The organism is Posidoniimonas polymericola (assembly GCF_007859935.1).
Classification (GTDB): domain Bacteria; phylum Planctomycetota; class Planctomycetia; order Pirellulales; family Lacipirellulaceae; genus Posidoniimonas; species Posidoniimonas polymericola.
In genome coordinates, this window is the sequence record NZ_SJPO01000004.1 from 175,986 (window position 1) to 196,786 (window position 20,801).

Consider the following 20,801-nt stretch of genomic DNA (forward strand, 5'->3'; position numbering starts at 1 on the left):
GGCGGTTGTGCCGAGCTCAGCAGGTTATCAGACCGAAGCCCCGGCCGCAAGCTGTGTTGGGGCGCTATCAGCGGCGTGCGGGCTTAGAATCGGGCGATTTCTTTCATTCGCATTTCCGAGACCAGAACCTCGGGTTTGCTCCTTGCGTACAGACTCCTGGCGGCGAGAATTGCGCTCGTTGCCTGTTGCCTAAAAACGCCCAGGGGAGGAACGGTAGGTCTCATGGCGGTACGCTTCGATAAACTGACTCACAAATCACAAGAGGCTGTGCAGAACGCCCAGGAGCTGGCGGCGGACGCGGGGAATCCGCAGGTCGAGCCGCTCCACCTGCTCGCGGCCATGCTGCAGCAGAGCGAGGGGGTCGTGCGCCCCGTGCTCGACAAGACCGGCGCCAATATCGGGCAGCTGGCTCAGATCGTCGAGTCGGAGCTGAAGCACCTGCCTTCGACCAGCGGCGGCGCCGCGCCGCAGGCGTCGCGAGACTTCTTGGCGGTGCTTGAGGCGGGCCAGGCCGAGGCCGAGAAAATGAAGGACGACTTTGTCTCGACCGAGCACCTGCTGCTCGCGCTCGTGAAGTCGCCTTCCAAGGCCCGTGAGCTGCTCAAACTCAACGCGGTCCAAGAGTCGGACCTCCTCAAGGCGCTGCAGCAGGTGCGGGGCTCGACCCGCGTGACCGACCAAGCGCCCGAGGGCAAGTTCCAGGCGCTCGAGAAGTACGGCATCGACCTGGTCGAACGGGCCAAGCAGGGCAAGCTCGACCCGGTGATTGGTCGCGACCAGGAGATCCGCCGCGTCGTGCAGGTGCTCTCGCGGCGGCGCAAGAACAACCCGGTGCTGATCGGCGAGCCGGGCGTCGGCAAGACCGCGATCGCCGAGGGCCTGGCCGGCCGCATCGTCGCCGGCGATGTGCCACAGAGCCTGAAGTCGAAACGGGTGGTTGCGCTCGACATGGGCGCGCTGATCGCCGGCGCGAAGTTCCGTGGCGAGTTCGAGGAACGCCTCAAGGCGTTGCTCAAGGAGGTCGAGGATGCCAACGGCCAGGTGATCCTGTTTATCGACGAGCTGCACACGGTCGTTGGCGCCGGGGCCGCTGAGGGGGGCGCCGACGCCGCCAACCTGCTGAAGCCCGCCCTCGCCCGCGGCGATTTGCGGTGCGTTGGCGCGACGACGCTCGACGAGTATCGCAAGTATATCGAGAAGGACGCCGCGCTCGAGCGTCGGTTCCAGCCGGTGTTCGTAGGCGAGCCCTCGGTCGAGGACACGATCGCGATCCTCCGCGGCCTGAAGCCGCGGTACGAGGCCCACCACAAGGGCGTCAAGGTACGCGACTCGGCGTTGGTCGCCGCGGCTGAGCTGTCGAACCGCTACATCGCCGACCGGCAGCTGCCCGACAAGGCGATCGACCTGGTCGACGAGGCGATGAGCCGGCTGGCGATGGAGCTGGAGAGCGTCCCCACCGAGATCGACGAGGTGCAGCGGCGGCTGGTCCAACTGGAGCTCGCGGCACGACAGCTCGCCGAAGAGAAGGAGGAGCACGCCCAGCAGCGGCTGGCGGACATCAACGAGGAGATGCAGGAGCAGCGTCACACGCTGGCCAGCCTCCGCGAGCAGTGGGAGGCCGAGAAGCTCGGCGTGGGCGACGTCGCGGACGTGCGGCGGCAGCTCGAGGAGGCCAAGCTCGCCTACGAGCACCAGGCGACCACCATCAAGGAGCAGCAGTCGGCCGGCCAGCCGATCGAGGAGGCGACCTACCAGAAGCTGTACGAGCTGGACGTCGCGCGGTCGTCGCTGGAGAAGCGGATCGCCGAGATCGAGGCCCGCGAAGCCAACGAGCCGGCATCCGACGGCGCCTCGCCGCACAAGCGGCTGCTGCGTCAGGAGGTGACGCCCGACGAGATCGCGGAGGTGGTCAGCTCGTGGACCGGCGTGCCGGTCACGCGGATGCTCGAGACCGAGCGCGCCAAGCTGCTGGTGCTGGAGGAGCGTCTGCACCAGCGGGTCATCGGCCAGGACGAGGCGGTCGAGGCCGTGGCGAACGCCGTGCGGCGGAGCCGCAGCGGCCTGCAGGACCCCAACCGGCCGATCGGCTCGTTCATCTTCTGCGGCCCGACCGGCGTCGGCAAGACCGAGCTCTGCAAGGCGCTCGCCGAGACGTTGTTCGACAACGAGAACTCGATGGTGCGGCTCGACATGAGCGAGTTCATGGAGAAGCACACCGTGAGCCGGCTGATCGGGGCGCCCCCCGGCTACGTCGGCTACGAGGAGGGCGGCAAGCTGACCGAGGCGGTGCGGCGTCGGCCCTACAGCGTGGTCCTGCTCGACGAGATCGAGAAGGCCCACCGCGACGTCTTCAACATCCTGCTGCAGGTGCTGGACGACGGCCGACTGACCGACAACCACGGCCACACGGTCGACTTCTCCAACACGCTGATCGTGATGACCAGCAACATCGGCAGCCAGCTGATCCAGAAGATCGCGGAAGAAGGAGGCGGGGTCGACGAGATGCAGGACGCCGTCGGCGAGGCGCTGCGTGGGCAGTTCCTGCCGGAGTTCCTCAACCGCGTCGACGAGACCATCGTGTTCCACCCGCTCAAGCGGGAGGAGATCCGCCGCGTGGTCGACCTGCAGGTCCAGCAGCTAGCGAAGCTGCTCGGTCGCAACGGGCTGAGCCTCGAAGTGACCGATGCTGCGCGGCAGGAGATCGCCAACGAGGGCTACGACCCGACCTACGGGGCGCGGCCGCTCAAGCGGGTCATGCAGCAGCAGCTGCAGAACCCGCTGGCGAGTGAGCTCCTGCGGGGCGAGTTCCCCGAGGGCGCGACGGTCAGGATCGACTGGGACGGCTCGGAGTTCACCTTCAGCCGCGACCAGTAGGCGGCCCGGGGACAGATCAGCACGCGTCGAGTGACCAGCTCGGGGCAGTGGGACCCGTTATTCAGCGTGTCCCCTGCCCCGCCCTTGACCTGACGAGCCCTTGGCTTGCCAACCGCCGATTGGTCGACGATTGGAAGGACCCTAGCGGTCGACCTCGGCGAGCTCCCACCGGGCGATCAACTCCTCGGCGCCGGGGGTCATCTCACGCAGCTTGCGTGCGATCTCGACCTTTTCGCTGTTGGACGCCTTGGGGATGCGAGCCGCAAACTGGGCGACGGTCTCGCGGCGCTTGCGGCGGCGGCGTAGTTCGCGGCGGCGTTCGCTGCCTGGCATAGGGGACTCCTGGTCTTGGTATGAACTGGGGGAAGGGCCGGATTCTTAAGAGTCACGTATTTTGGCCGAGGAATCGCTGGTTCGTCAACGGGCGTTTTCGGCTGCAGCGGCCCCGCAATGCCCGATTTGACGGGCCAAGCCTGTCTTGTGTGCCGTGGCGTGCTAGACGATAATCCCGCCACAAGCCCGGCGAATCGGGCGTTCCGGTCGGGTGGCAGAGTGGTCGAATGCACCGGTTTTGAAAACCGGCGTGGGGAAACTCACCGGGGGTTCGAATCCCTCCCCGACCGCTATTCTGCCCCGCCAGCGGGTCGGCTCCTCTAGGTTTCGTCCCACCGCAGCGGGTCCTGACGGTAGTAACCGCGGAGGGCCGCCAACAGCTCGGGCTCGCGTTCGGCCATCCGGGCGGGCCACTGGAAGAACACCTCGCTGGCGACCGCCAAGAACTCGCTGCGGTCGGTCGCCCCGTAGCAGTCCATCAGCGGGTCCATCCTGCGGCGGCAGTCCCGCCGCAGCCGCGCGAGCGCGGCGTCCAATGTCTCGATCCAGTGCTCGGCGGATTGGTTGTCGGGCATCGGCGGCACGCCGTCGGCGTGGCGGCCGTTGAGCATGTCGAGCTGGTGGGCAAACTCGTGCGCCACCAAACTGCGGCCGCCGTAGCGCGACTCCCCCGCCCGCTTCACCTGCTTCCACGACAACACCACCGGGCCGCGGTGCCACGCCTCGCCGAGGCGGGTCGACTCGCCGCCGACCACCATCCCGCCCGCCGCGTGCTCGTCCGGCACGCGGTACGCATCCGGGTAAACCAGCACCGACAGCACGCGGTCGAAGTACTCGCCCGGCAGGCCGAGCGTGAACAGCGCCATCTGGGCGGCGATGGTCAGCCGGATCTCGTCGCTCATCGGCAGGCCGCCGCACCCCTCCCAATTCTTCTCGTGCAAGAACACCGCGGCCGACGCCTCCAGCCGCCGCTGCTCGTCCTCCGTCAGCCGCTCGTACTGCCACACCGCCGCGGGCAGCAGCGCCCGCAACTCGTCCGATAGGCCGGCCTTCGCCAGCCGGCGGCGCGATCGCTTCTTGAGCCACGAGAACAGCATCGGCGGGTGAGGGTCCTGGCGGAGTTAGGTGTTGCGGAGGTCGACGAAGCGCTGCGACTTGCCCTCGCTCCGCGGCAGCGACATCGCGGGGGCCAGCCGCACGTCGATGGTCAGTCCCAGCCGCACCTGCAGTTCTTCGGCGATCCGGCGGGGATCTTGCAGGCGGTCCTCAACCTCCACGACCAGCTCGTCCATCTCGCCGTGCTTGCGGGCGGTCATGCGGTACTCGACCACCTCGGGGAAGCCGCGGAGGATCTGGTCAATCGCCGCCGGGAACACGTTGACGCCGCGGATGATCATCATGTCGTCCGCCCGCGACAGCACGCCCCCCTCCAGGAACACAAAGTTGTTGTCGCCCTCGACGCTCCAGGCGGGCCGCACGAGGTCGCCGGTGCGGTACCGGATGACCGGCGCGCCCGCGCGGCCAAGGGTTGTGATCACCAGGTGCGACAGCTCTCCTTCGCCGGCCGGCTGGCCGGTCTCGACCGAGAGGAACTCCGCTAGGAACTGGCTCTCGTTGACGTACACCCCCCTGCCCTCGCGCCGGCCCCCGGCGACCTCGCTGTAGCCCCACGGGCCGACCTCGGTCGCGCCGGCGTGGTCGAACAGCCTGGCGCCCCACGTCTGCTCGATCCGTTCCCGCACCGCCGGCACGCTGCCGCCCGGCTCGCCGGCGACAATGATCTTCTCGACCGGCAGCTCGGCCAGCGGCAGCTGGTGCTCGGCCGCGACCTCTGCCAGCCGCATCGCGTAGTTTGGCGTCGAGAGCAGCACGTTGGCTTCCGAGCGGCGGATCAGGTCCAGCCGCGTGAGGCTCCCCATGCCGCCGCCCGGGATCGTCAGCACGCCCCGCGCGGCGAGGGCGTCGAACGCGCTCCAGAACCCTACGAACGGCCCGAAGCTGAACGCCAGCATGGCCCGATCGTCGGACTCAACGCCGGCCGCGTCGAGCACGTACTGCCAGCCCTCGAGCCACCACTCCCAGTCCTCCTGCGTGTCGTACACCGCCATCGGCCGACCGCGCGAGCCCGACGTCTGGTGGAACCGCACGTAGCGGGCCAGCGGGTAGGTCCGATTGACGGCCCCGTCCGCGTGCCCATCGACAGACTCGCCGGCGGGCAGCTCGTCCTTGTACGTGAACGGCAGGTTGCTGAACTCGGCGAGCGACGCGACATTGTCGGGCGCGTCGGCCAGCTTGTCGGCGTAGAAACCGCCCGCGGCACGCAACTCAGCGAGCAGGTGGTTGAGCTTCTCGAGCTGGCGCGACTCAAGCTCGGCGCGGTCGAGTCGCTCCCACGCGCGGCGTTCTTCATAGGTCGAAAGCGGCATGTCTTCAGCATACCCCGGATCAATGCCGGGCGGGTAGGACCGCCGCGGTCTGCGGCGTGCCGATGCACATCAGCGATTTCTCTGTGCGGACGTACAACCGGTTGCCGGCGACCGCCAGGGTCGCCTCGGTTGGCTCGCCCAGGTTGTTGCGGGCGAGCACGCGGCAGCCGTCGCGGTCGGCGGCCAGGGCCACCGCTTCGCCGTCCATCGACACGTTCCACACGACGTCGCCCACCGCCACCGGCGAGGCAAAGTACTTGCCGCCCAAACGCTCCTGCCACAGCTGCTTGCCGGTGCTGATATCGAAGCCGGCCACCGAGCCTCGTTCGTGCCACACCACCAGCATGTCGCCCAGCGCGAGCGGCGTCGGCACGTAGGGCGCGCCGCGGCCGATCTCGACCGCGACCTCGGCCGCCTTCGTACCCGCTTGCGGGGGCCGCACGCCGACCAGCAACTTGCCGCCGCCGCCGCTGCCCGACGACTCGAACACCAGGCCGCCGGCGTAGATCGGCGAGCTGACGCAGCGCTGCGGGAAGACCCCGTCGGCCGACCATGCCACCTCGCCGGTCTTCAGGTCGACGGCGTCCATCCGCAGCTCGCTGCTGCCGACCACCAGGGCTTGGCCGCCGGCGGCGGTCGGCACAACGCACGGCGTGTCGTACGACGCCTTGCCGGGCTCGAGCTCGCGCCGCCACTGCTCGTCGCCGCTGTGCAGGTCGGCCGCCAGCACGTACGAGCCCGACTGCTGGTTGCTCGCCAGGTACACGACGCCGTCGACGATGATTGGCGAGCGGGAGTATCCGTGGCTGCTCGAGTAGCCGCCGAGGTCCTTCCGCCACAGCTCCCGGCCCTCGACCGAGTACGCCGCCAGGTAGAACGACTCCGCGTCGGCCCAGCTCACGGCGACCACGCCGTCGGCCACCGCGGGCGTGCCCGACGCGTAACTGTTCAGCGCGTGCAGGTGGGTCGGCTGGCCGGGCTGCTCGCGGCGCCAGAGACGCTTGCCGGAGATCGCGTGGTAGCAGTCGAGGCTGATGCTGGCCGAGTCCGCAGCGGCGGCTACGACGAACAGCCGGTCGCCGGCAATCACCGGCGAGCCGTGCCCCACGCCCCCCAGCTCGACCAGCCACAGCGTGTTGTCGGGCGTCCAGTTGAGCGGGATATCGGCCGCCGGCGCCAGGCCATCGCCGTTGGGCCCGCGGAACCGCGGCCAGTCGGCGCTCGATGGGTGGGGGACGCTTGCGATAAAGGCCAACGCCAGCAGGGGCCGAGTGTATCCACAAAGCATCGGTGTCACCGCCTTCGACTAGCTGCAAAAAACTGCGAGATCTATTTCCCGTACCGCGGCCGGCTCGGCCGCGGGCCCTCGTTTTCAACGCTCGCCCGCGCCGCGTCAAGCAACGCAGGCTTTGCGGGGTCGCTGGAGCAGCGCGGGGTTTGGACCGAATATCCGATCGGAGGGGACAAAACCCCGGCGCACGCCGCTGCTGGTCAGCTGTAATCGCTTAGCTGACAAGCGTTTGCGACAATCCCAATGAGGCCCCGCCGGAGGGTTTTGTCGGCACACCACGGGCAACGGCGTCAGGGGACAAGACCTTCTTGCCTGCCAACCACCATTCCGCGAGCGCGCAGCCCCCCACCTCTACCGACTGAGCTGGTAGTTGGAACGCCGTGGAATGCTCTGCCGCACCCCTTATTAGACCGCGCGGGGCGGCTCGTTTCAGCAACGAAATCGGCGGCGGCATCGATCCGCAGAGCCTGCGGGTGGCACGCCCCCAAGGGCGTGGGGGGTCACCAGCAGGGCAACCACGCCCTGTCAGGGCGTGCCACCCGAATCCCTCATCGGCGGCGGGGCGTTAGTCCCCGCTTCGGCCCGGTGGGTGGCCCTCACCGCTACCGGAACAGATCGACCGAGAACGTCGCGTTGCTGGCGACCGGGAGCAGTGGGCGGGCGGCGCGGCCGGTGGCGGAGCGGCCGCCCGGGAAGTACTCGAAGCCCAGGAAGGCGTCGACCGTGCCGGTGTCGGCGGGCATGATGAAGTTGGCCTGCCCGGTCAGCGCCAGGTAGTCGGTCAGCGGCACGCGGAAGTCGGAGCCGAACACCATCATCGCGTCGCGGCGGGGCCAGTCGCCCAGCGCGGCGTTCGCCTCGGCGTGGCCGTCGGCCAGGCCGACCCAGCCGCGCACCGCGCCGCCGGTCGGCCAGGCGTGGCGCCAGAACAGGCTCGCCTGGTTGATCGGCCGCAGGTAGACGCCGGTCCCTCCGAACGAGCCGGCGTCGCCGTGCCCGTGCAGCATCGCCATCACGCCGACTCGGTCCTGGCAGCCAAGGTCGAGGCCCCACTCGCCGCGCCACTGGCCGAGGAAGAAGTCGTCGTAGTAGTCCTGCCACAAGAGGTCGTAGACGATGCTCCAGTGCACGCCGATGTCGGTGTGCTGGAACACGCCGAGGGTCGTGAACGACTGCAGCCGGCTGCTCGACCCCTCGACGCGCTCGACCACCTGCACGGCGTTGTCGGTCGCCACGACCGCCGTGCCAACCTGCCAGCCAAGGGTCGAGTCGTCGCTGACGAGTCGGCCGTAGTTGAGCGCGACCCGCGCGCCAAAGTGGGCGTTGATCCCAAAGTCCTGCGGCTGCTTCGAGCCCTCCAGCCCAGCGAAGAGCGACCAGTCGTCCCGGCAGCGGGCGGCGCAGGCGGAGCCCAGCGTGAAGTTGACCGGCAAAACGTCGACGGGCGAACCGTCGATCGGCGAGTAGTCGACCGGCGTCACGGCGGCGTCGACGATGGGCGGCGGCGTAGGGAGCAGCAGGCAAGCCTCGCCGGCCTGGGCGAGCAGCCGCATGCCGCCGAGCAGGGTCGCGGCGCACGCCACGACGCGGGCAGTGGTCATCGGAACACGCATCCCTACAGCTCCAACGCGAGAGGTCAGATCGTCAAAGCAGCCATCCCTGCTGCTGGCGTCAATGGCGATTGTGGACTCGCCTGACTTCTATTGTTTCGAACAGTGGGGCGTCAGCGGATGACGGGAATCCACTTATCCAGCCGTGCGGTTCGGTGCACGGTGGCAATCTGTGCGGGCGCCTGCTAGGTCAGCTCGTCCATCAGGCGGTCGAGTGCCTGCATCTGATCGTTCACCCGACTCTCGAACTCTGCGTGGCTGAGCCACAGCTTGAGCGAGGCTACCGACTCCGGGCAGATCTGCGTGCCGGCCTCGCTGTCGAGGATCCCGAGCACCTTCTCTTGGGGCATCCCTTCGCGGTAAGGCCGCGAGGCGGTCATCGCCTCGTACATGTCGGCGACGCACAGCAGGCGGGCGCCGATCGGCAGCTCCGCCGCCGGGATGCCGCGGTGGTAGCCGCGGCCGTCGAGTTTCTCGTGGTGCGCGGCCGCGACGTCGGCCAGGTCCTGGAAGCAGCCGGCGCGGACGAGGATGTCGTGCGTGTACCGGGGGTGCCGCTTGAGCTGTGCAAACTCGTCGTCGGTCGGCCGGCCCGGCTTGTCGAGCACCGCGTTGGAGACCCCCAGCTTGCCGAGGTCGTGCAGCAGCGCCATCCGCCGGATCGCCCGCTGCTCGGCCGGCGTGAAGCCGAGCCGCTCGCCCATGCCGACCGCGATCCGCGCCACCTCGTCGGAGTGGCGGAAGGTCCACGGGCTCTTGGCGTCGACCACTTGGGCGAAGCCCTCCGCCACGCGGTCAACCCCGAGTTCGTCGATCATCATCACGCGGTCGTCCGGCTCGTACTGGGTCACTAGCTGGTCGGGCTCGCCCGAGCGGAGGTCGGCCCACAGCCGGTCGTCGGCAGGGAGCGCGGCGAGCAGTTCGACCAGGGCGGGCTCGAACCAGCCGCCGCTCCGCGTGGCGGCCATCGCCAACGCCGCGTCGCGGCCGAGCTGGGCGTGGAACACCTCGAAGGTCTGCGCCAGGCCGGCGATCCGCGCCAGCGGCGAGATCTCCAGCCCCTGACGCCCCTCGGGGTGGCCCTGACCGTCCCAGTGCTCGTCGAGGTGCGTGATGGCGAGGGCGACGCCGTCGCTGAAGCCCATGCCGCGGGCGATCTCGGCGCCGCGCTCGCAGCGGGTCTCAACCAGCTGCTGAGCGCCCTTGGGTCCCTTGAGCAGCATCGCCGCAATCTTGAGCGCCCGCTGGACCGGCGAGCCCTCTGGCGAGACCTGCTTGGTGAGGAACTTGAAGCTCTCGGACATCTTCGGCCAGTCAACCGACTTGAGGTCGCGTTTGACGGTGCGGTCGTCGGCGCCGAACAGGTAGCACATCTTCGACGCGTTGCTGCTGCAGCCCAGGTCCTTGAGCAGCAGCGCGTAGAACAGGTCGGAGCGGTCGGCGACCGGCAGCCCGAGCAGCTCCGCCAGCCGCATGCCGATCAGGCAGGTCCGCGCCGCGTGCCCGGCCGGCTGGCCCTCGGTGATGTCGAGCGCGTACGACAGCGCCGCGACCAGCCCGGACATCTTGACCTTCCGCTCAACGTCCGGCGAGAATCCGACCGCGATCGGCGAAGTGAGTTCGGGGGTTAATGACGCGGGTGCGCGGGCCATGGGGATAACAGGGCTCGAGGGGGGTGGGAATCCGAACGGCGATTACCCGCAGAACCACGGGGCTAAGAAAGCCTAGGACACCTGGCGCGTGCTTGTGGCGCCGGAAGATCTCGCGCCCCGCGAATCGATGGCCCCCCCGGCGCGACGCCGCTACAACCGGCCCCACCCACCCCCTCCGTTGAGGAGAACGCCGCGCCTACCCGCCGACGGGCGCGCTAGGTCGCGACCGCGACCTCTTCGCCGCTCGCCTCGCGGTGGTCTTCGGCCTGGTCTTGGTCGACCAGGATCCGGTCGGTCGCGACGTGGTAGTGCGGGTCCTCCGACACGTTCACCTCGACCAGGCTGCTCGCGCGGTCCAGCAGCCTGCGGCACTCGGCGCTGAGGTGCGTCAGGTGCAGGCGCTTGCCCTGCTGCTCGTACTTGTCGGCCAGGAAGTTGATCGCCTCGAGGGCCGACTGGTCGTACACGCGGGTGTAGTAGAAGTCGATCACGACGTCGTCCGGGTCGTTCTTCGGGTCGAACAGCTCCTTGAACGACGAGGTCGACGCGAAGAACAGCGGCCCGTGCAGCTGGTAGATCTTGCTGCCGAACTCGTTGTGCTTGACGTCCGCGCCGATGTGCTTGGCGTGCTGCCAGGCGAACGCCAGGGCCGAGGCGATCACGCCCAGGATCACCGCGGTCGCCAGGTCGTGCATGATGGCGGTGTAGCCGGCCACCAGCACCATCACGGCGTAGTCGGTCGCGGGGACCTTCGTGGCCATGTGCAGCGAGGCCCACTCGAACGTGCCGATCACCACCATGAACATCACACCGACCAGCGCTGCCATCGGGATCATCTCGATCCAGGGCGCCAGGAACAGCACGATCAGCAGCAGGCCGACCGCCGCCACGATGCCCGACAGCCTCCCGCGTCCGCCGGAATTGACGTTGATCAGCGACTGGCCGATCATCGCGCACCCGCCCATGCCGCCGAACAGGCCGCAGGTCAGGTTGGCCAGGCCCTGGCCGATGCACTCGCGGTTGCCCTGGCCGCGGGTCTCGGTGATCTCGTCGATCAGGGTGAGCGTCATCAGCGACTCGATCAGCCCGACCGCCGCCAGGATGCAGGAGTACGGCAGGATGATCCACAGGGTCTTGAGCGAGAGCGGCGGGACCGTGTACTCCCAGAAGAACAGCCGCGGCAGCCCGGCGCTGAGGCTGACGGACTCTGGGGTGATTTCTTGCGCGGCGAGCGCCGCCTCGGCGGCCTCGGCCTCGGTCTTATCCTGCACAGCGCCGTGCTCCTCACCGGCAGCGGCGAGCTTTGATTTGGTCACCAGCATGTCGCTCACCGTCAGCACGACGTTCGACTGGTTCTTGGCGGCCAGGCTGGGGTCGAGCGAGCGGTTTAGGCCGGTCGCCGCCAGGGTCACGACCAGGATCGCCACCAGCGAGGCCGGCACCGCCTTGGTCAGCTTCGGCAGCAGCCAGATGATGGCCATCGTCAGCCCGATAAGCCCGAGCATGATCCACAGCGCCGGCCCCCGCATGTAGGCGGCCTGGCCGAGTTCGTTGATCGTTTGGAAGCTGCCGAACTGGGCCATGAAGATCACGATCGCCAGGCCGTTCACAAAGCCGAGCACCACCGGGTGCGGCACCATCCGGATCAGCTTGCCGAGCCGCCCGATGCCGACCGCGATCTGAAACAGCCCACACAGCATCACGGCCGGGAACAGGTACTCGACGCCGTGCTGCGCGACCAGCGTCACGACCACGACGGCCATCGCGCCGGTGGCGCCCGAGATCATGCCGGGCCGGCCGCCGAACACCGCGGTGATCAGCCCCAGGAAGAACGCCGAGTAGAGCCCGATCACCGGCGAAACGCCCGCCACGAAGGCGAACGCCACGGCCTCGGGCACCAGCGCCAGGGCGACCGTGATGCCCGAGAGGACATCGTTCTTGAAGTTGCGTTCTCGGGAGGCAAACAGGTCGAGCATAGTTGGTCTTTGTCGCTGCGGTTCGGTGGCTGCCCCGGCAGCCCATGGCACGCGGCTGAGCGCAGAACGAGCCGCGGTCTGCTCGCAAGAACAAACCGAGAACCATCCAAGCCAGGCCGAAGTGAGGGGCAGCTATCGGGCAGGTAGCGTTTAGGTAGGTAGTCGCCGCGGGGAGGGCCTGCTCAGCGGTTGATTGGAGCAGAACCGCAGTGCGCGGCGGGCGGGTCGAACCAAGCGGCAAGCCGCCCGGAACGGGTCTGCCAGTATAGTTCGCCCCCGGTGGCGGAGATAGGGAGAATTGCGGTGTACGCAACGGCGGTGGCCCTGAATGCAGAGCAACGCAAGAGCCATTGGCAGGGCACGAGCCCCGGGCGTCAACCGGGGACTCAGGCCCGTTCCGCCCCATTGCTGGGATCCCTCTGGCTTCAGCCAGGGGTTATCGATCGAGAGATTAGCGAAACCGCCCGCTCACCGCTCGATATGATACTGCTCAATCTTCCGATAAAGCGTCGCGCGGCCGATGCCTAGCAGCTTGGCCGCCTCCGGCACGTTGTCGGAGGTGCGTTTGAGGGCCTCGATGATGAGCTTCTTCTCCCACTGGTCGATCTGCAGGGTGTCGAGCTCCTCGCGGCCCGAGTCGCGGAGGGCCAGGTCGCCGGGCTCGATCTCGTCGCCGTCGGCCATCACCACGGCGCTGTCGATCACGTTGCGGAGCTGCCGCACGTTGCCGGGCCAGCGGTACTCCAGCAGCCGGTGCACCGCCTTGCTGCTGAGCCGCAGGCCGGGGCGGCCGTGCTGCTTGCGGAAGTGGTCGAGGAAGAACTCGACCAGCCGGCCGATGTCGTCGTCGCGGTCGCGCAAGGGAGGCAGGTACAGCTCGAACACGCTCAGCCGGTAGTACAGGTCCTCGCGGAATTTGCCTTTGCGGACGTAGTCCTGCAGGTCCTGGTTGGTGGCCGCCACGACCCGCACGTCGACCGAGATCGGCTCGGTGGCGCCGACCGGCAGGAACGGGTGCCCCTCCATCACGCGGAGCAGCTTGGCCTGGCCCTCGAGGGTCATCTCGCCGACCTCGTCGAGGAACAGCGTGCCGAGGTCGGCCTGCTGGAAGTAGCCGGTGTGGTCGCGGTCGGCGCCGGTGAACGAGCCCGCCTTGTGCCCGAACAGCTGGCTCTCCATCAGGTCGGCCGGGATCGCCGCGCAGTTGACCGACACCATCGGCCGCTCGGCGCGGGGACTGGCGCGGTGGATGGCGCGGGCGACCAGCTCCTTGCCGGCGCCGCTCTCGCCGCGGACCAGCACGCAGCCGGCCGCGCGGGCGACGCGGCTGATCTTGTTCTTCAGCGCCAGCATCGGTTCGCTCTCGCCGATCAGCTCGTCATAGCCGGGCGAGGTGCTCACCAGCCGCTCGTAGTTGGAGCGCATTGAGTTGAACTGCATCGCCCGGGCGAGCGCGGTCACCACGATGTTGGCGACCGAGATGATGAAGTCGAAGTCCGACTGGCGGAAGCGGCCCGCCTCGAGGTAGACGTGGATGGCGCCGAGGGTGTTGCGCTCGCCCTCGGGGCTGCGTTTGACCAGCGGCGCGCAGATGGCGTCGGCAAAGTGCTCGAGCTTCTCGGTCGCGTCCTTGCCGCCCTGGTTGGCGACCCACACCGCGTGCCCCTGCTTAGAGACCAGCTCCGTCAGCGACGGGCTGAGCGACACGCGGCTGGCGGCGTCGGTCGGCAGCACCATCTTGGGGCGCAGCTCGCCCTGCTCGTTGAGCCACAGGAAGCCGACCACCGACGCGCTGGTGCGGGTCTTCAACAGGTCGAGCGCCGTGTGCACGACCTGGTCGGTGTCGCCGCTCCCCAAGAGGCGGATGCAGAGCTGGTACAGCAGCATCAGCTCCTTGACCTGCTCGGCGTTGGGCAGCCCGGTCAGCGAGGCCTCGTTGAGCGAGTTCTCGCTGACCTCCATGTTCTGGACGATCGTCTGCGTAAGGCTGGCGGCGTCGTCCTCGGCGGTGAGCGGGTCGGCGCTCTGGTGGAACTCCAGCTCGGTCGCGCCGATCTTGACCGTGTGCCCGTCGGCCAGGGTCGCCTCGGCCACCTTCTGCCCGTTGACGAAGGTGCCGTTGCGGCTGTCGGCGTCGGCGATGACCCAGGCTTCGTCGTCGAGCCGCACGATGGCGTGCACGCGCGAGCAGATGCGGTCCTGCAGCGCGACCTGGCAGTCGCCGCCGCGGCCGACGAGGTTCTCGACCTCCGCGTCAAGCGGCAGGTTGTCGCCGATCTGTTCGCCGTTGAGGACCGTGAAATAGGCGTACAACGCAGTGATCCGGCCGTTGGGGTGATCTGATTCCGTCTCATTATGATACCCGTCGTGTGGGTATTCGGGAATCGATCTTCGTCGGATCTGCGGGCCTGGCGGCTTCGCCAGCCGTCAGGGTCGTCCCAACCGGAAAAACCGCAATGGCCCCGCCTGGAGGATCAGATCTTGTAGTTGACCTCCGGCTTCAGCGCGTCGGACTCCTCGTTCTTGATGCGCAGGCTGGGCGCTTCCATCGTGACCGTGGTGTGCGGGGCGACGCTCTTTGTCAACCAGACACTCGACCCGATCACCGAGTGCGCGCCGATCACGGTCCGGCCGCCCAGGATCGTGGCGTTGGCGTACACCACCACGTGGTTCTCGATCGTCGGGTGGCGTTTCTGGTCGCGGACCAGCTGGCCGTTCTCGTCGGTCGGGAAGCTGACGGCGCCCAGGGTCACGCCCTGGTAGATCTTCACGTGGTCGCCGATCTCGCAGGTCTCGCCGATCACGACGCCCGTGCCGTGGTCGATAAAGAAGTAGTCGCCGATGGTCGCGCCCGGGTGGATGTCGATGCCGGTCTTGGAGTGGGCCCACTCGGCCATGATGCGGGGAATGAACGGGATCTCGAGCTTGTAGAGCTCGTGCGCCAGCCGGTGGACGGTCACGGCTTCGAGGCCCGGGTAGCAGAAGATCACCTCGGCGGGGCACTTGCACGCGGGGTCGCCGTCGTAGGCGGCCTGGACGTCGGTGGCGAGCTGGGCGCGTATCTGCGGCAGGCGGTCGAGGAACTCGAGCACCTTCGCCTGGCCGAGGGCCTCGAAGTCGGTGTCGTCGTCGCAGTGCCCGCCCGCCTCGTGCAGCAGGGCGCGGCCGACCTGCTTGGTGAGCTGGTCGTGCAGCCGGTCGACCAGGTCGCCGACGTAGTACTGGATGTTGCCGTGGTGCAGGCCCTCGCGGCGGCGGTACCCGGGGAACAGGATCTCCTGCAGGTCGGACACCGCGTCGATCACGGCCGCCTCTTTGGGCAGCGGGCAGTGGTCCAGGTGGTTGATGATCGCGTGCTGGCTGTAGGTCTCAACCAGCCGGTCGGTAAGCCGGGGGAGCCGCTCTTTGAGTCGGAAGTCGGTCGCCATGGAATCAGAGGCTCCGCTCTGGGGTCGGGCGGCGCGCGGTAGTCGCCGCCGTGTCGTAGTAGAAGATAGCGAGAAGCCGGCCAGACGGCGCGGCGGATCCCGCTCGGTAGACATAGAAGGCCCAGCTCAAGCCGCGTGGCTCAAGCCGGGATCATACACAGACAGCTGTGGGGCGGGGCGACGTTCATCGGGCCAATTCTAGGCGTTAAGATCGGTAGAATCCAACCTCTAGGTAGCCTTTCGGCAGTTGGGGGCTGGTGAATTGAGCCTTTCCAGGCCCGGCGGGTTCGCGGCACGTGGCTCTGCTAGCTGCTACAGGGTGCTCTGCTAGCTGCTAGTTGTCCGCTGCCATACCGCCAGATCGGCCCGGCGGGCGTACCCCATCCGCTCCCAGAATCGAGCCGCGGCCTCGTTCTCGGCGAAGATCCGCACGTTGCACTTGCCGACCCCCTGCCCCGCCAACGCCGCTAGGCACTCGGCCACCAGCCGCCGCCCCAGCCCCACGCCGCGGGCGCGCTCGTCCACGGCCAGGTGCGAAAGGTAGCCGCGACGGCCGTCGTGCCCACACAGCACCGCGGCGACGATCTGCTGGTCGGAATCGGCGGCGACCAGGCTCAGCCCGGGATTCCGCTCGAGGAACCTGGCGGTCGGGTCACGCTCGTCGGTCTCGTCGACGCCGACGCCGGGGGTCGACACCCACAGCGCGTAGACCGCCGGGTAGTCGTCGATCGTCATCGGCCGGACGCGGAACGTTTCGGAGGCGGCCGGCATGGCGTCAGTTGAGGTTGGGGTCGACCGGCAGGTGAGTGGGCTTCTTGCCGGGAAGCATGATCTCCAGGCCGATGCGGCTGGTGACGCTCCGCCACAGCTCGTCGGGGTCGGCGAAGACCTCGTCGCGGCGGGCGGGCGTGGTGAGCCAGCCGCCGGCCTCGAGCTCCTCCTCGAGCTGCCCGCCCCCCCAGCCGGAGTTGCCGCTGTACAGCCGGAACTCGTGCTCGTCCTGGCGGACCAGCAGGTCAATCGAGCCCCGCTGCAGCGACATGTACAGGCCCGGCAGCACCTGCTTCTCGCCGAGCACCTCGGACGTGTGCAGCGCGATCAGCGGCCCCTGCACCGGCCCGCCGATGTTCATCAGCTGATCGCAGTCGCACGGCTCGGCGTCGATGTGGTCCCAGACCTCGGCGACCGAGCTGTCGCCGGTCCGGTTGAGCACCACGCCGAGGGCGCCCTGCTCGCCGTGCTCCAGCAGCAGCACGACGGTCCGTTGGAAATTCGGGTCCCGCAGGTCACGGGAGGCGGTCAGCAGGTGGCCAGCGAAAGACATAAACAGCGCGGAGGTACGGGCGTGAGGGACGGCTCTCCCGCAATTGTCGCGTCTGAGCGGCGGGCGGGCAAGAACCCGAACCGGAGCGATCGGTGGGCTACCCGGCGAGGTCGCAGCAGACAATCTCCTCGGCGCCGCGCAGGTAGAGCCGCGTCCCCACCAGCGCAGGGCAGCCGTACAGCACCGCGTTCGACCCGCCCGAGAACGGCCGGCACGCCCCGATCACGCGGAACCCGTCGGCGAGGGCGTCGATCAGCAGCAGCTCGCCCCCCTTGCCGGTGGTGAGCAGCCGGTGGTCGGTCGCCAGGATTGGCGCGTAGCCGCCCAACCGGCGGCGGCCCCCCTGCCAGATCGGCTCGAGAGTTTTCGCGTCGAGGCAGTAGAGCTGGTCCTTCACACAAAAGACCCGCCCGGCCGCGACGACGGGGGTGCTCATATCGGGCTGCAGCTTGCGGAAGCGGGCGGCCGGTTCGTCGATGATGCAACCGGAGTCGTCGAACGCGTGCAGGCGGGCGCCGTTGTTCTCGCTCACCAGCAGCAGCCTGCCGTCAACTAGGGCTGGCGTGGGGACGTTGAAGTCGCCGGGGTTCGGCGGCGTCAGCGTCCACAGCCGGCGGCCGGTTGCCGGGTCCCATCCACCAGCAGAGGTCTTGTCGTAGGCGACCACCTGCCGCACCCCGCCGAGTGTCATGAGCCGCGGCGACGCGTACGCGTGCCGACCGCCGGGCGACTGCCAAACCGGCTCGCCGTTTGCTGCGTCGAGCGCCGCCAGCGAGGCCTCCGGCGCGCCGGGGTTCACGATCAGCACGCCGTCGACTAGCAACGGAGTGGAGCAGGTCCCCCACACCAGCTCGCCCTCGGCGGCGAACATGAGTCGCAGGTTGGTCTCCCACAGGCGCAGGCCAGTCGCTAGCTCGACGCAGACCAGATCGCCGAAGGCGCCCATCAAGAACACGCGGTCGCCGTCGATGACCGGCGTCGCGCGGGGCAGGTTGTCGTAGTCCAGCGTGCCGAGCGCCGGGTACTCGATCGTCCACAACGGCGTGCCGTCGCGAGCGGAGTAGCAGCGCCAGGCGTCGAGGTTGTTGGAGGGGTCGCGGTCGCCGATGACCACGTACTCGGAAGTAGCGGCGATGCCCCCCATGCCGGGCCGCAGCAGCGGCTGCCGCCAGACAACGGTCGGATCCGCGGAGAGAGACTCGGGGAGCCACGCCACCCGCCCGTCGCGCGTCGGGCCGAGGAAGTCGCACCACGCCTGTTGGTTGACCGCCGCTGCGTCGGTGTCGGTCGGCTGGTCGGCCGGCTTCCGATGATGCTCGAGGTACTCCTCGTCCGGCTCCACGAAACCGAGCATCGTCTCCAGCGCGATCAGCAGCTTGGGGTCTGCGGCGACCGACCGCAGCGTCTGCCGCACGGACTCCGCCTGCGGCGCGGCGACCCGGTCGGTCAGGAAGGCGGTGATGAACGGCACGGGGCCGGTCTCACCAACGACGCGGAGGTCGCCCTTGTTGATCGTGCCGCACCCCTCCAGCAGCGGCGCCGCGTAGCTCGAGATCACCGCCGCGGCGTGCTCGCTGTCGCCCCACTCGATGATCTTGCACGCGCCGTCACTGCAGGCGGTGCTGATCTCGGCCTGCTGGGCGTCGACGACCTGCACGCCCGACTGCTTCAGCAGCTCGCGCGGCGCGGCGAACTTCTCGTCGCATTCCTGCGGCCCGAACAAGATCCGGTAGCCCTTCAGGTCGGTCACCTGCTGGGCCGGGTCGGCGCTGCGGACCACGATTAGGCCGTGCTGCGTGACGTCGCCGGACTTGTCGGTCAGCCGCCCCACGGCCGTGACGCTGTAGCCCGCCTTGCCTGCATCCGAACGGACCACCGAGTCCTTGCCGATGATCAGGTCGGCGTGGTCGCAGTGGTCCTTCTTGAGGGCGGCCGCGAGCGACTCGGCGAAGGTCACCGTGACCGGCACCCCTAAGGCTTGCTCGAGGCGTTCGCCGAGCACCTCGTACTTGCGCTGCGCGTACCCCTCGACGCAGGGGCAGGAGAGCGGCGCGGCGAGCGGGTCCATCACCACCAGCGAGAATGCATCGGCCGCGGGGCCGGACGAGACGTCGGCCCCCGACGCCTGACCAGCCGCCAATACGGCGAACGCGACGAGGGCTGTGAAGTTGCGCTGCATGGGATTCCTTCGGTCTTGAGGCCAATAAAAAAACCCGCGGCCCGATCGGCCGCGGGTTTGGTTTTATTGGACGGCTAGAACGTCTCTACCACGTCGACGGACCCTGTCGCCATGGCGGCCTTCGCGCTGGCCTCGACCGAGCCGACCTCGGTGTACTCCGACTCCTCGCCGTCGGTCAGCCGCTCCATCAGCACGATGTGGTCGCGGGTGATGTCGAGCATGTAGACCCGGTCGCCCGACTTGTCGACCGCGATCGACACCTTCTTGCAGCCCGGCACGATGTCGACCTTGCCGACCAGCTCGATCAGCTCGCCCCCGGGCGTGTAGCGCTTGATGCGGCCGGTGCCGGACTCGGCGGTGTAGACGGTGCGTTCGGGGCCGATCGCGACGTTCATCGGGTTGCAGCAGCTGCCGAAGCCTTCGAGCCCTTCGCGGGCGCCGTGGCCCCACTCGCCGAGCTCTTCGCCGGTGGTGCTGAGGTGGTACACGCGGTGCCGCGAGTTCTCGGCGACGTACACGCCGTTCTCACAGCACTGCACGTCCATCTGGCCGCAGCAGCCCCGCAGGCCGGTGGTAATTACCTCGCCACCGGCAAACTGGTGGTCCATCTTCCAGACGCAGAAGCCGTAGCCGGCCGCCTCGCGGGTCGCGACGAACACCTCGCCCGCCGCCTCGCTGATCGAGGCGACCGCCGCCGAGCTCTGCAGCGAAGCCGTGACCCGCTCGTTGAGCTGTTCCTCGGTCATCTCAGCGCCGCCGAGCTGCTTGACGATGTCCGCCCACTGCTTGACCATCCGCTCGGCATTGGCGATCTGGACGTCGAGCGCTTCGGGGGCCTCTTCGTCGGCCTCTTCGAGCTCAGCCTTCTGCTCCTTGAGCTTGGCCAGCCGGTCGTCGTACTGCTTGCTCATCCGCGAGTACGACTCGACCGACTTTTTCTGCTGTTCAATGATCTGCTGCTTAACCTCTTCGCGCCGCTCGGCGCCCTCGTTGATGTGCGGCCCGTCGGCCTCGAGCAGCACCTTGCCGCTCGCGTCGAGACGCAGCAGCTTGCCGTCGCCGGCGACGTACACGTTGCCGTCCGATCCAACGTTGATCGCTTCAGGGTCGACCGGCAGCGACCAGGAGGTCTGGAACTCGCCGTCGGCCGAGAACAGCCGCACCTCGCCCCCGTCGCCGACGCAGGCCGCCAGCACGGTCCCATCGGGGGTCAGGCAGAAGCTCTTGAGGCTCGCCTCGGTCAGGTCAGACGGGTTGATGCTGATCACCTTGGTCTGCTTGTGCGTGGGCCGCGCGACCGCTGCCTGCTGGTCTGCCGCCGGCTGGGCATCGGCGCCCGCGTGGACCTCGCAGGCCTCGTCCTCGCATGCTTCGTTCTCGCAGGTCTTGGCGTCGCAGGCGGCTGCCTGATCGGCCTGCCCCGCGACCGCTGGCGTCACGACGACAGCGGGCACGCTAAGCCGAATCATCGGCTGCGCTGCGTCGTTCGCCGCTTCCTCCTCGGCCAGCAGCGTGGTTTCTAACCACCCGCCGCCGACAATCACTAACAGGGCAAGCATCCCGCAGAGCAGCTTCGCAGAAGATCGCATGGCAGAGGCTCCGTCTCTCAAAGGGTAAACCCGAGGCGAGGACCACATCGGTCGGCTCGCAGGAAGGCTAATCGCACGAACGTCAGAAGTCATGCGATCGGCCTGCGTCTAGACGCATG

The 20,801-nt window shown here is 68.4% G+C and carries 14 protein-coding genes and 1 tRNA gene; 2 read left to right on the forward strand and 13 right to left on the reverse strand.

Features of this window, described 5'->3' with window-relative positions; genetic code table 11:
• Window positions 1-222: 222 nt before the first annotated feature.
• On the forward strand, window positions 223-2,874 hold the full coding sequence (gene clpB, locus Pla123a_RS09750; protein ID WP_146586343.1) for an ATP-dependent chaperone ClpB: 2,652 nt from the start codon (window positions 223-225) through the stop codon (window positions 2,872-2,874).
• A gap of 141 nt (window positions 2,875-3,015) precedes the next feature.
• Here clpB and Pla123a_RS09755 read toward each other — a convergent pair whose 3' ends face one another.
• The gene (locus Pla123a_RS09755) at window positions 3,016-3,207 is read right to left on the reverse strand and encodes a DUF6800 family protein (protein ID WP_146586345.1); all 192 of its coding nucleotides are present in this window, start codon (window positions 3,205-3,207) and stop codon (window positions 3,016-3,018) included.
• A 205-nt stretch (window positions 3,208-3,412) separates the two neighbouring features.
• Between Pla123a_RS09755 and Pla123a_RS09760 the strand changes: the two genes are divergently transcribed.
• Window positions 3,413-3,497, forward strand: a tRNA-Ser gene (locus tag Pla123a_RS09760).
• A 30-nt stretch (window positions 3,498-3,527) separates the two neighbouring features.
• Here Pla123a_RS09760 and Pla123a_RS09765 read toward each other — a convergent pair.
• The 12 genes from Pla123a_RS09765 to Pla123a_RS09820 all read right to left on the reverse strand — a co-directional run bounded on the left by Pla123a_RS09765 (window position 3,528) and on the right by Pla123a_RS09820 (window position 20,682).
• Window positions 3,528-4,304 carry a M90 family metallopeptidase gene (locus Pla123a_RS09765; protein WP_146586347.1) on the reverse strand — a complete coding sequence of 259 codons (777 nt, stop codon included), beginning with the start codon at window positions 4,302-4,304 and terminating at the stop codon, window positions 3,528-3,530.
• A 24-nt stretch (window positions 4,305-4,328) separates the two neighbouring features.
• Entirely contained in the window at window positions 4,329-5,633 is a 1,305-nt protein-coding gene (locus Pla123a_RS09770) for a phenylacetate--CoA ligase family protein (RefSeq protein WP_146586348.1), read from the reverse strand.
• A 19-nt stretch (window positions 5,634-5,652) separates the two neighbouring features.
• Window positions 5,653-6,921 (reverse strand): outer membrane protein assembly factor BamB family protein, encoded by a 1,269-nt coding sequence (locus Pla123a_RS09775; protein ID WP_146586350.1) that lies wholly within the window; start codon window positions 6,919-6,921, stop codon window positions 5,653-5,655.
• A 605-nt stretch (window positions 6,922-7,526) separates the two neighbouring features.
• Window positions 7,527-8,525, reverse strand: coding sequence for a DUF6666 family protein (locus Pla123a_RS09780; protein WP_146586352.1), 999 nt, complete (start codon window positions 8,523-8,525; stop codon window positions 7,527-7,529).
• Window positions 8,526-8,719: 194 nt separating this feature from the next.
• Window positions 8,720-10,186: an HD-GYP domain-containing protein gene (locus Pla123a_RS09785; protein ID WP_146586354.1), complete on the reverse strand. Its 1,467-nt coding sequence runs from the start codon at window positions 10,184-10,186 to the stop codon at window positions 8,720-8,722.
• Between the two features lie 215 nt (window positions 10,187-10,401).
• Entirely contained in the window at window positions 10,402-12,162 is a 1,761-nt protein-coding gene (locus tag Pla123a_RS09790; protein ID WP_146586356.1) for a SulP family inorganic anion transporter, read from the reverse strand.
• 468 nt (window positions 12,163-12,630) lie between these two features.
• Window positions 12,631-14,475, reverse strand: coding sequence for a sigma 54-interacting transcriptional regulator (locus Pla123a_RS09795; RefSeq protein WP_231956378.1), 1,845 nt, complete (start codon window positions 14,473-14,475; stop codon window positions 12,631-12,633).
• A 161-nt stretch (window positions 14,476-14,636) separates the two neighbouring features.
• Window positions 14,637-15,590, reverse strand: a complete 954-nt coding sequence (gene epsC, locus Pla123a_RS09800; protein WP_146586359.1) for a serine O-acetyltransferase EpsC — start codon at window positions 15,588-15,590, stop codon at window positions 14,637-14,639.
• 327 nt (window positions 15,591-15,917) lie between these two features.
• Window positions 15,918-16,361 (reverse strand): GNAT family N-acetyltransferase, encoded by a 444-nt coding sequence (locus tag Pla123a_RS09805; protein ID WP_146586361.1) that lies wholly within the window; start codon window positions 16,359-16,361, stop codon window positions 15,918-15,920.
• A 4-nt stretch (window positions 16,362-16,365) separates the two neighbouring features.
• Window positions 16,366-16,914, reverse strand: coding sequence for a YqgE/AlgH family protein (locus tag Pla123a_RS09810; RefSeq protein ID WP_146586363.1), 549 nt, complete (start codon window positions 16,912-16,914; stop codon window positions 16,366-16,368).
• A 97-nt stretch (window positions 16,915-17,011) separates the two neighbouring features.
• Entirely contained in the window at window positions 17,012-19,093 is a 2,082-nt protein-coding gene (locus Pla123a_RS09815; protein WP_146586365.1) for an outer membrane protein assembly factor BamB family protein, read from the reverse strand.
• Window positions 19,094-19,167: 74 nt separating this feature from the next.
• On the reverse strand, window positions 19,168-20,682 hold the full coding sequence (locus tag Pla123a_RS09820; RefSeq protein WP_146586367.1) for a hypothetical protein: 1,515 nt from the start codon (window positions 20,680-20,682) through the stop codon (window positions 19,168-19,170).
• Window positions 20,683-20,801: the final 119 nt, after the last annotated feature.

Excerpts from the sequence above, each read along its gene's own strand:
- Pla123a_RS09810 (WP_146586363.1), bottom strand. The coding sequence starts at position 16,914 with ATGTCTTTCGCTGGCCACCTGCTGACCGCCTCCCGTGACCTGCGGGAC.
- Pla123a_RS09785 (WP_146586354.1), bottom strand. The coding sequence starts at position 10,186 with ATGGCCCGCGCACCCGCGTCATTAACCCCCGAACTCACTTCGCCGATC.
- clpB (WP_146586343.1), top strand. The coding sequence starts at position 223 with ATGGCGGTACGCTTCGATAAACTGACTCACAAATCACAAGAGGCTGTG.
- Pla123a_RS09780 (WP_146586352.1), bottom strand. The coding sequence starts at position 8,525 with ATGACCACTGCCCGCGTCGTGGCGTGCGCCGCGACCCTGCTCGGCGGC.
- Pla123a_RS09775 (WP_146586350.1), bottom strand. The coding sequence starts at position 6,921 with ATGCTTTGTGGATACACTCGGCCCCTGCTGGCGTTGGCCTTTATCGCA.
- Pla123a_RS09805 (WP_146586361.1), bottom strand. The coding sequence starts at position 16,361 with ATGCCGGCCGCCTCCGAAACGTTCCGCGTCCGGCCGATGACGATCGAC.
- Pla123a_RS09770 (WP_146586348.1), bottom strand. The coding sequence starts at position 5,633 with ATGCCGCTTTCGACCTATGAAGAACGCCGCGCGTGGGAGCGACTCGAC.
- Pla123a_RS09815 (WP_146586365.1), bottom strand. The coding sequence starts at position 19,093 with ATGCAGCGCAACTTCACAGCCCTCGTCGCGTTCGCCGTATTGGCGGCT.
- epsC (WP_146586359.1), bottom strand. The coding sequence starts at position 15,590 with ATGGCGACCGACTTCCGACTCAAAGAGCGGCTCCCCCGGCTTACCGAC.
- Pla123a_RS09765 (WP_146586347.1), bottom strand. The coding sequence starts at position 4,304 with ATGCTGTTCTCGTGGCTCAAGAAGCGATCGCGCCGCCGGCTGGCGAAG.
- Pla123a_RS09820 (WP_146586367.1), bottom strand. The coding sequence starts at position 20,682 with ATGCGATCTTCTGCGAAGCTGCTCTGCGGGATGCTTGCCCTGTTAGTG.
- Pla123a_RS09755 (WP_146586345.1), bottom strand. The coding sequence starts at position 3,207 with ATGCCAGGCAGCGAACGCCGCCGCGAACTACGCCGCCGCCGCAAGCGC.
- Pla123a_RS09790 (WP_146586356.1), bottom strand. The coding sequence starts at position 12,162 with ATGCTCGACCTGTTTGCCTCCCGAGAACGCAACTTCAAGAACGATGTC.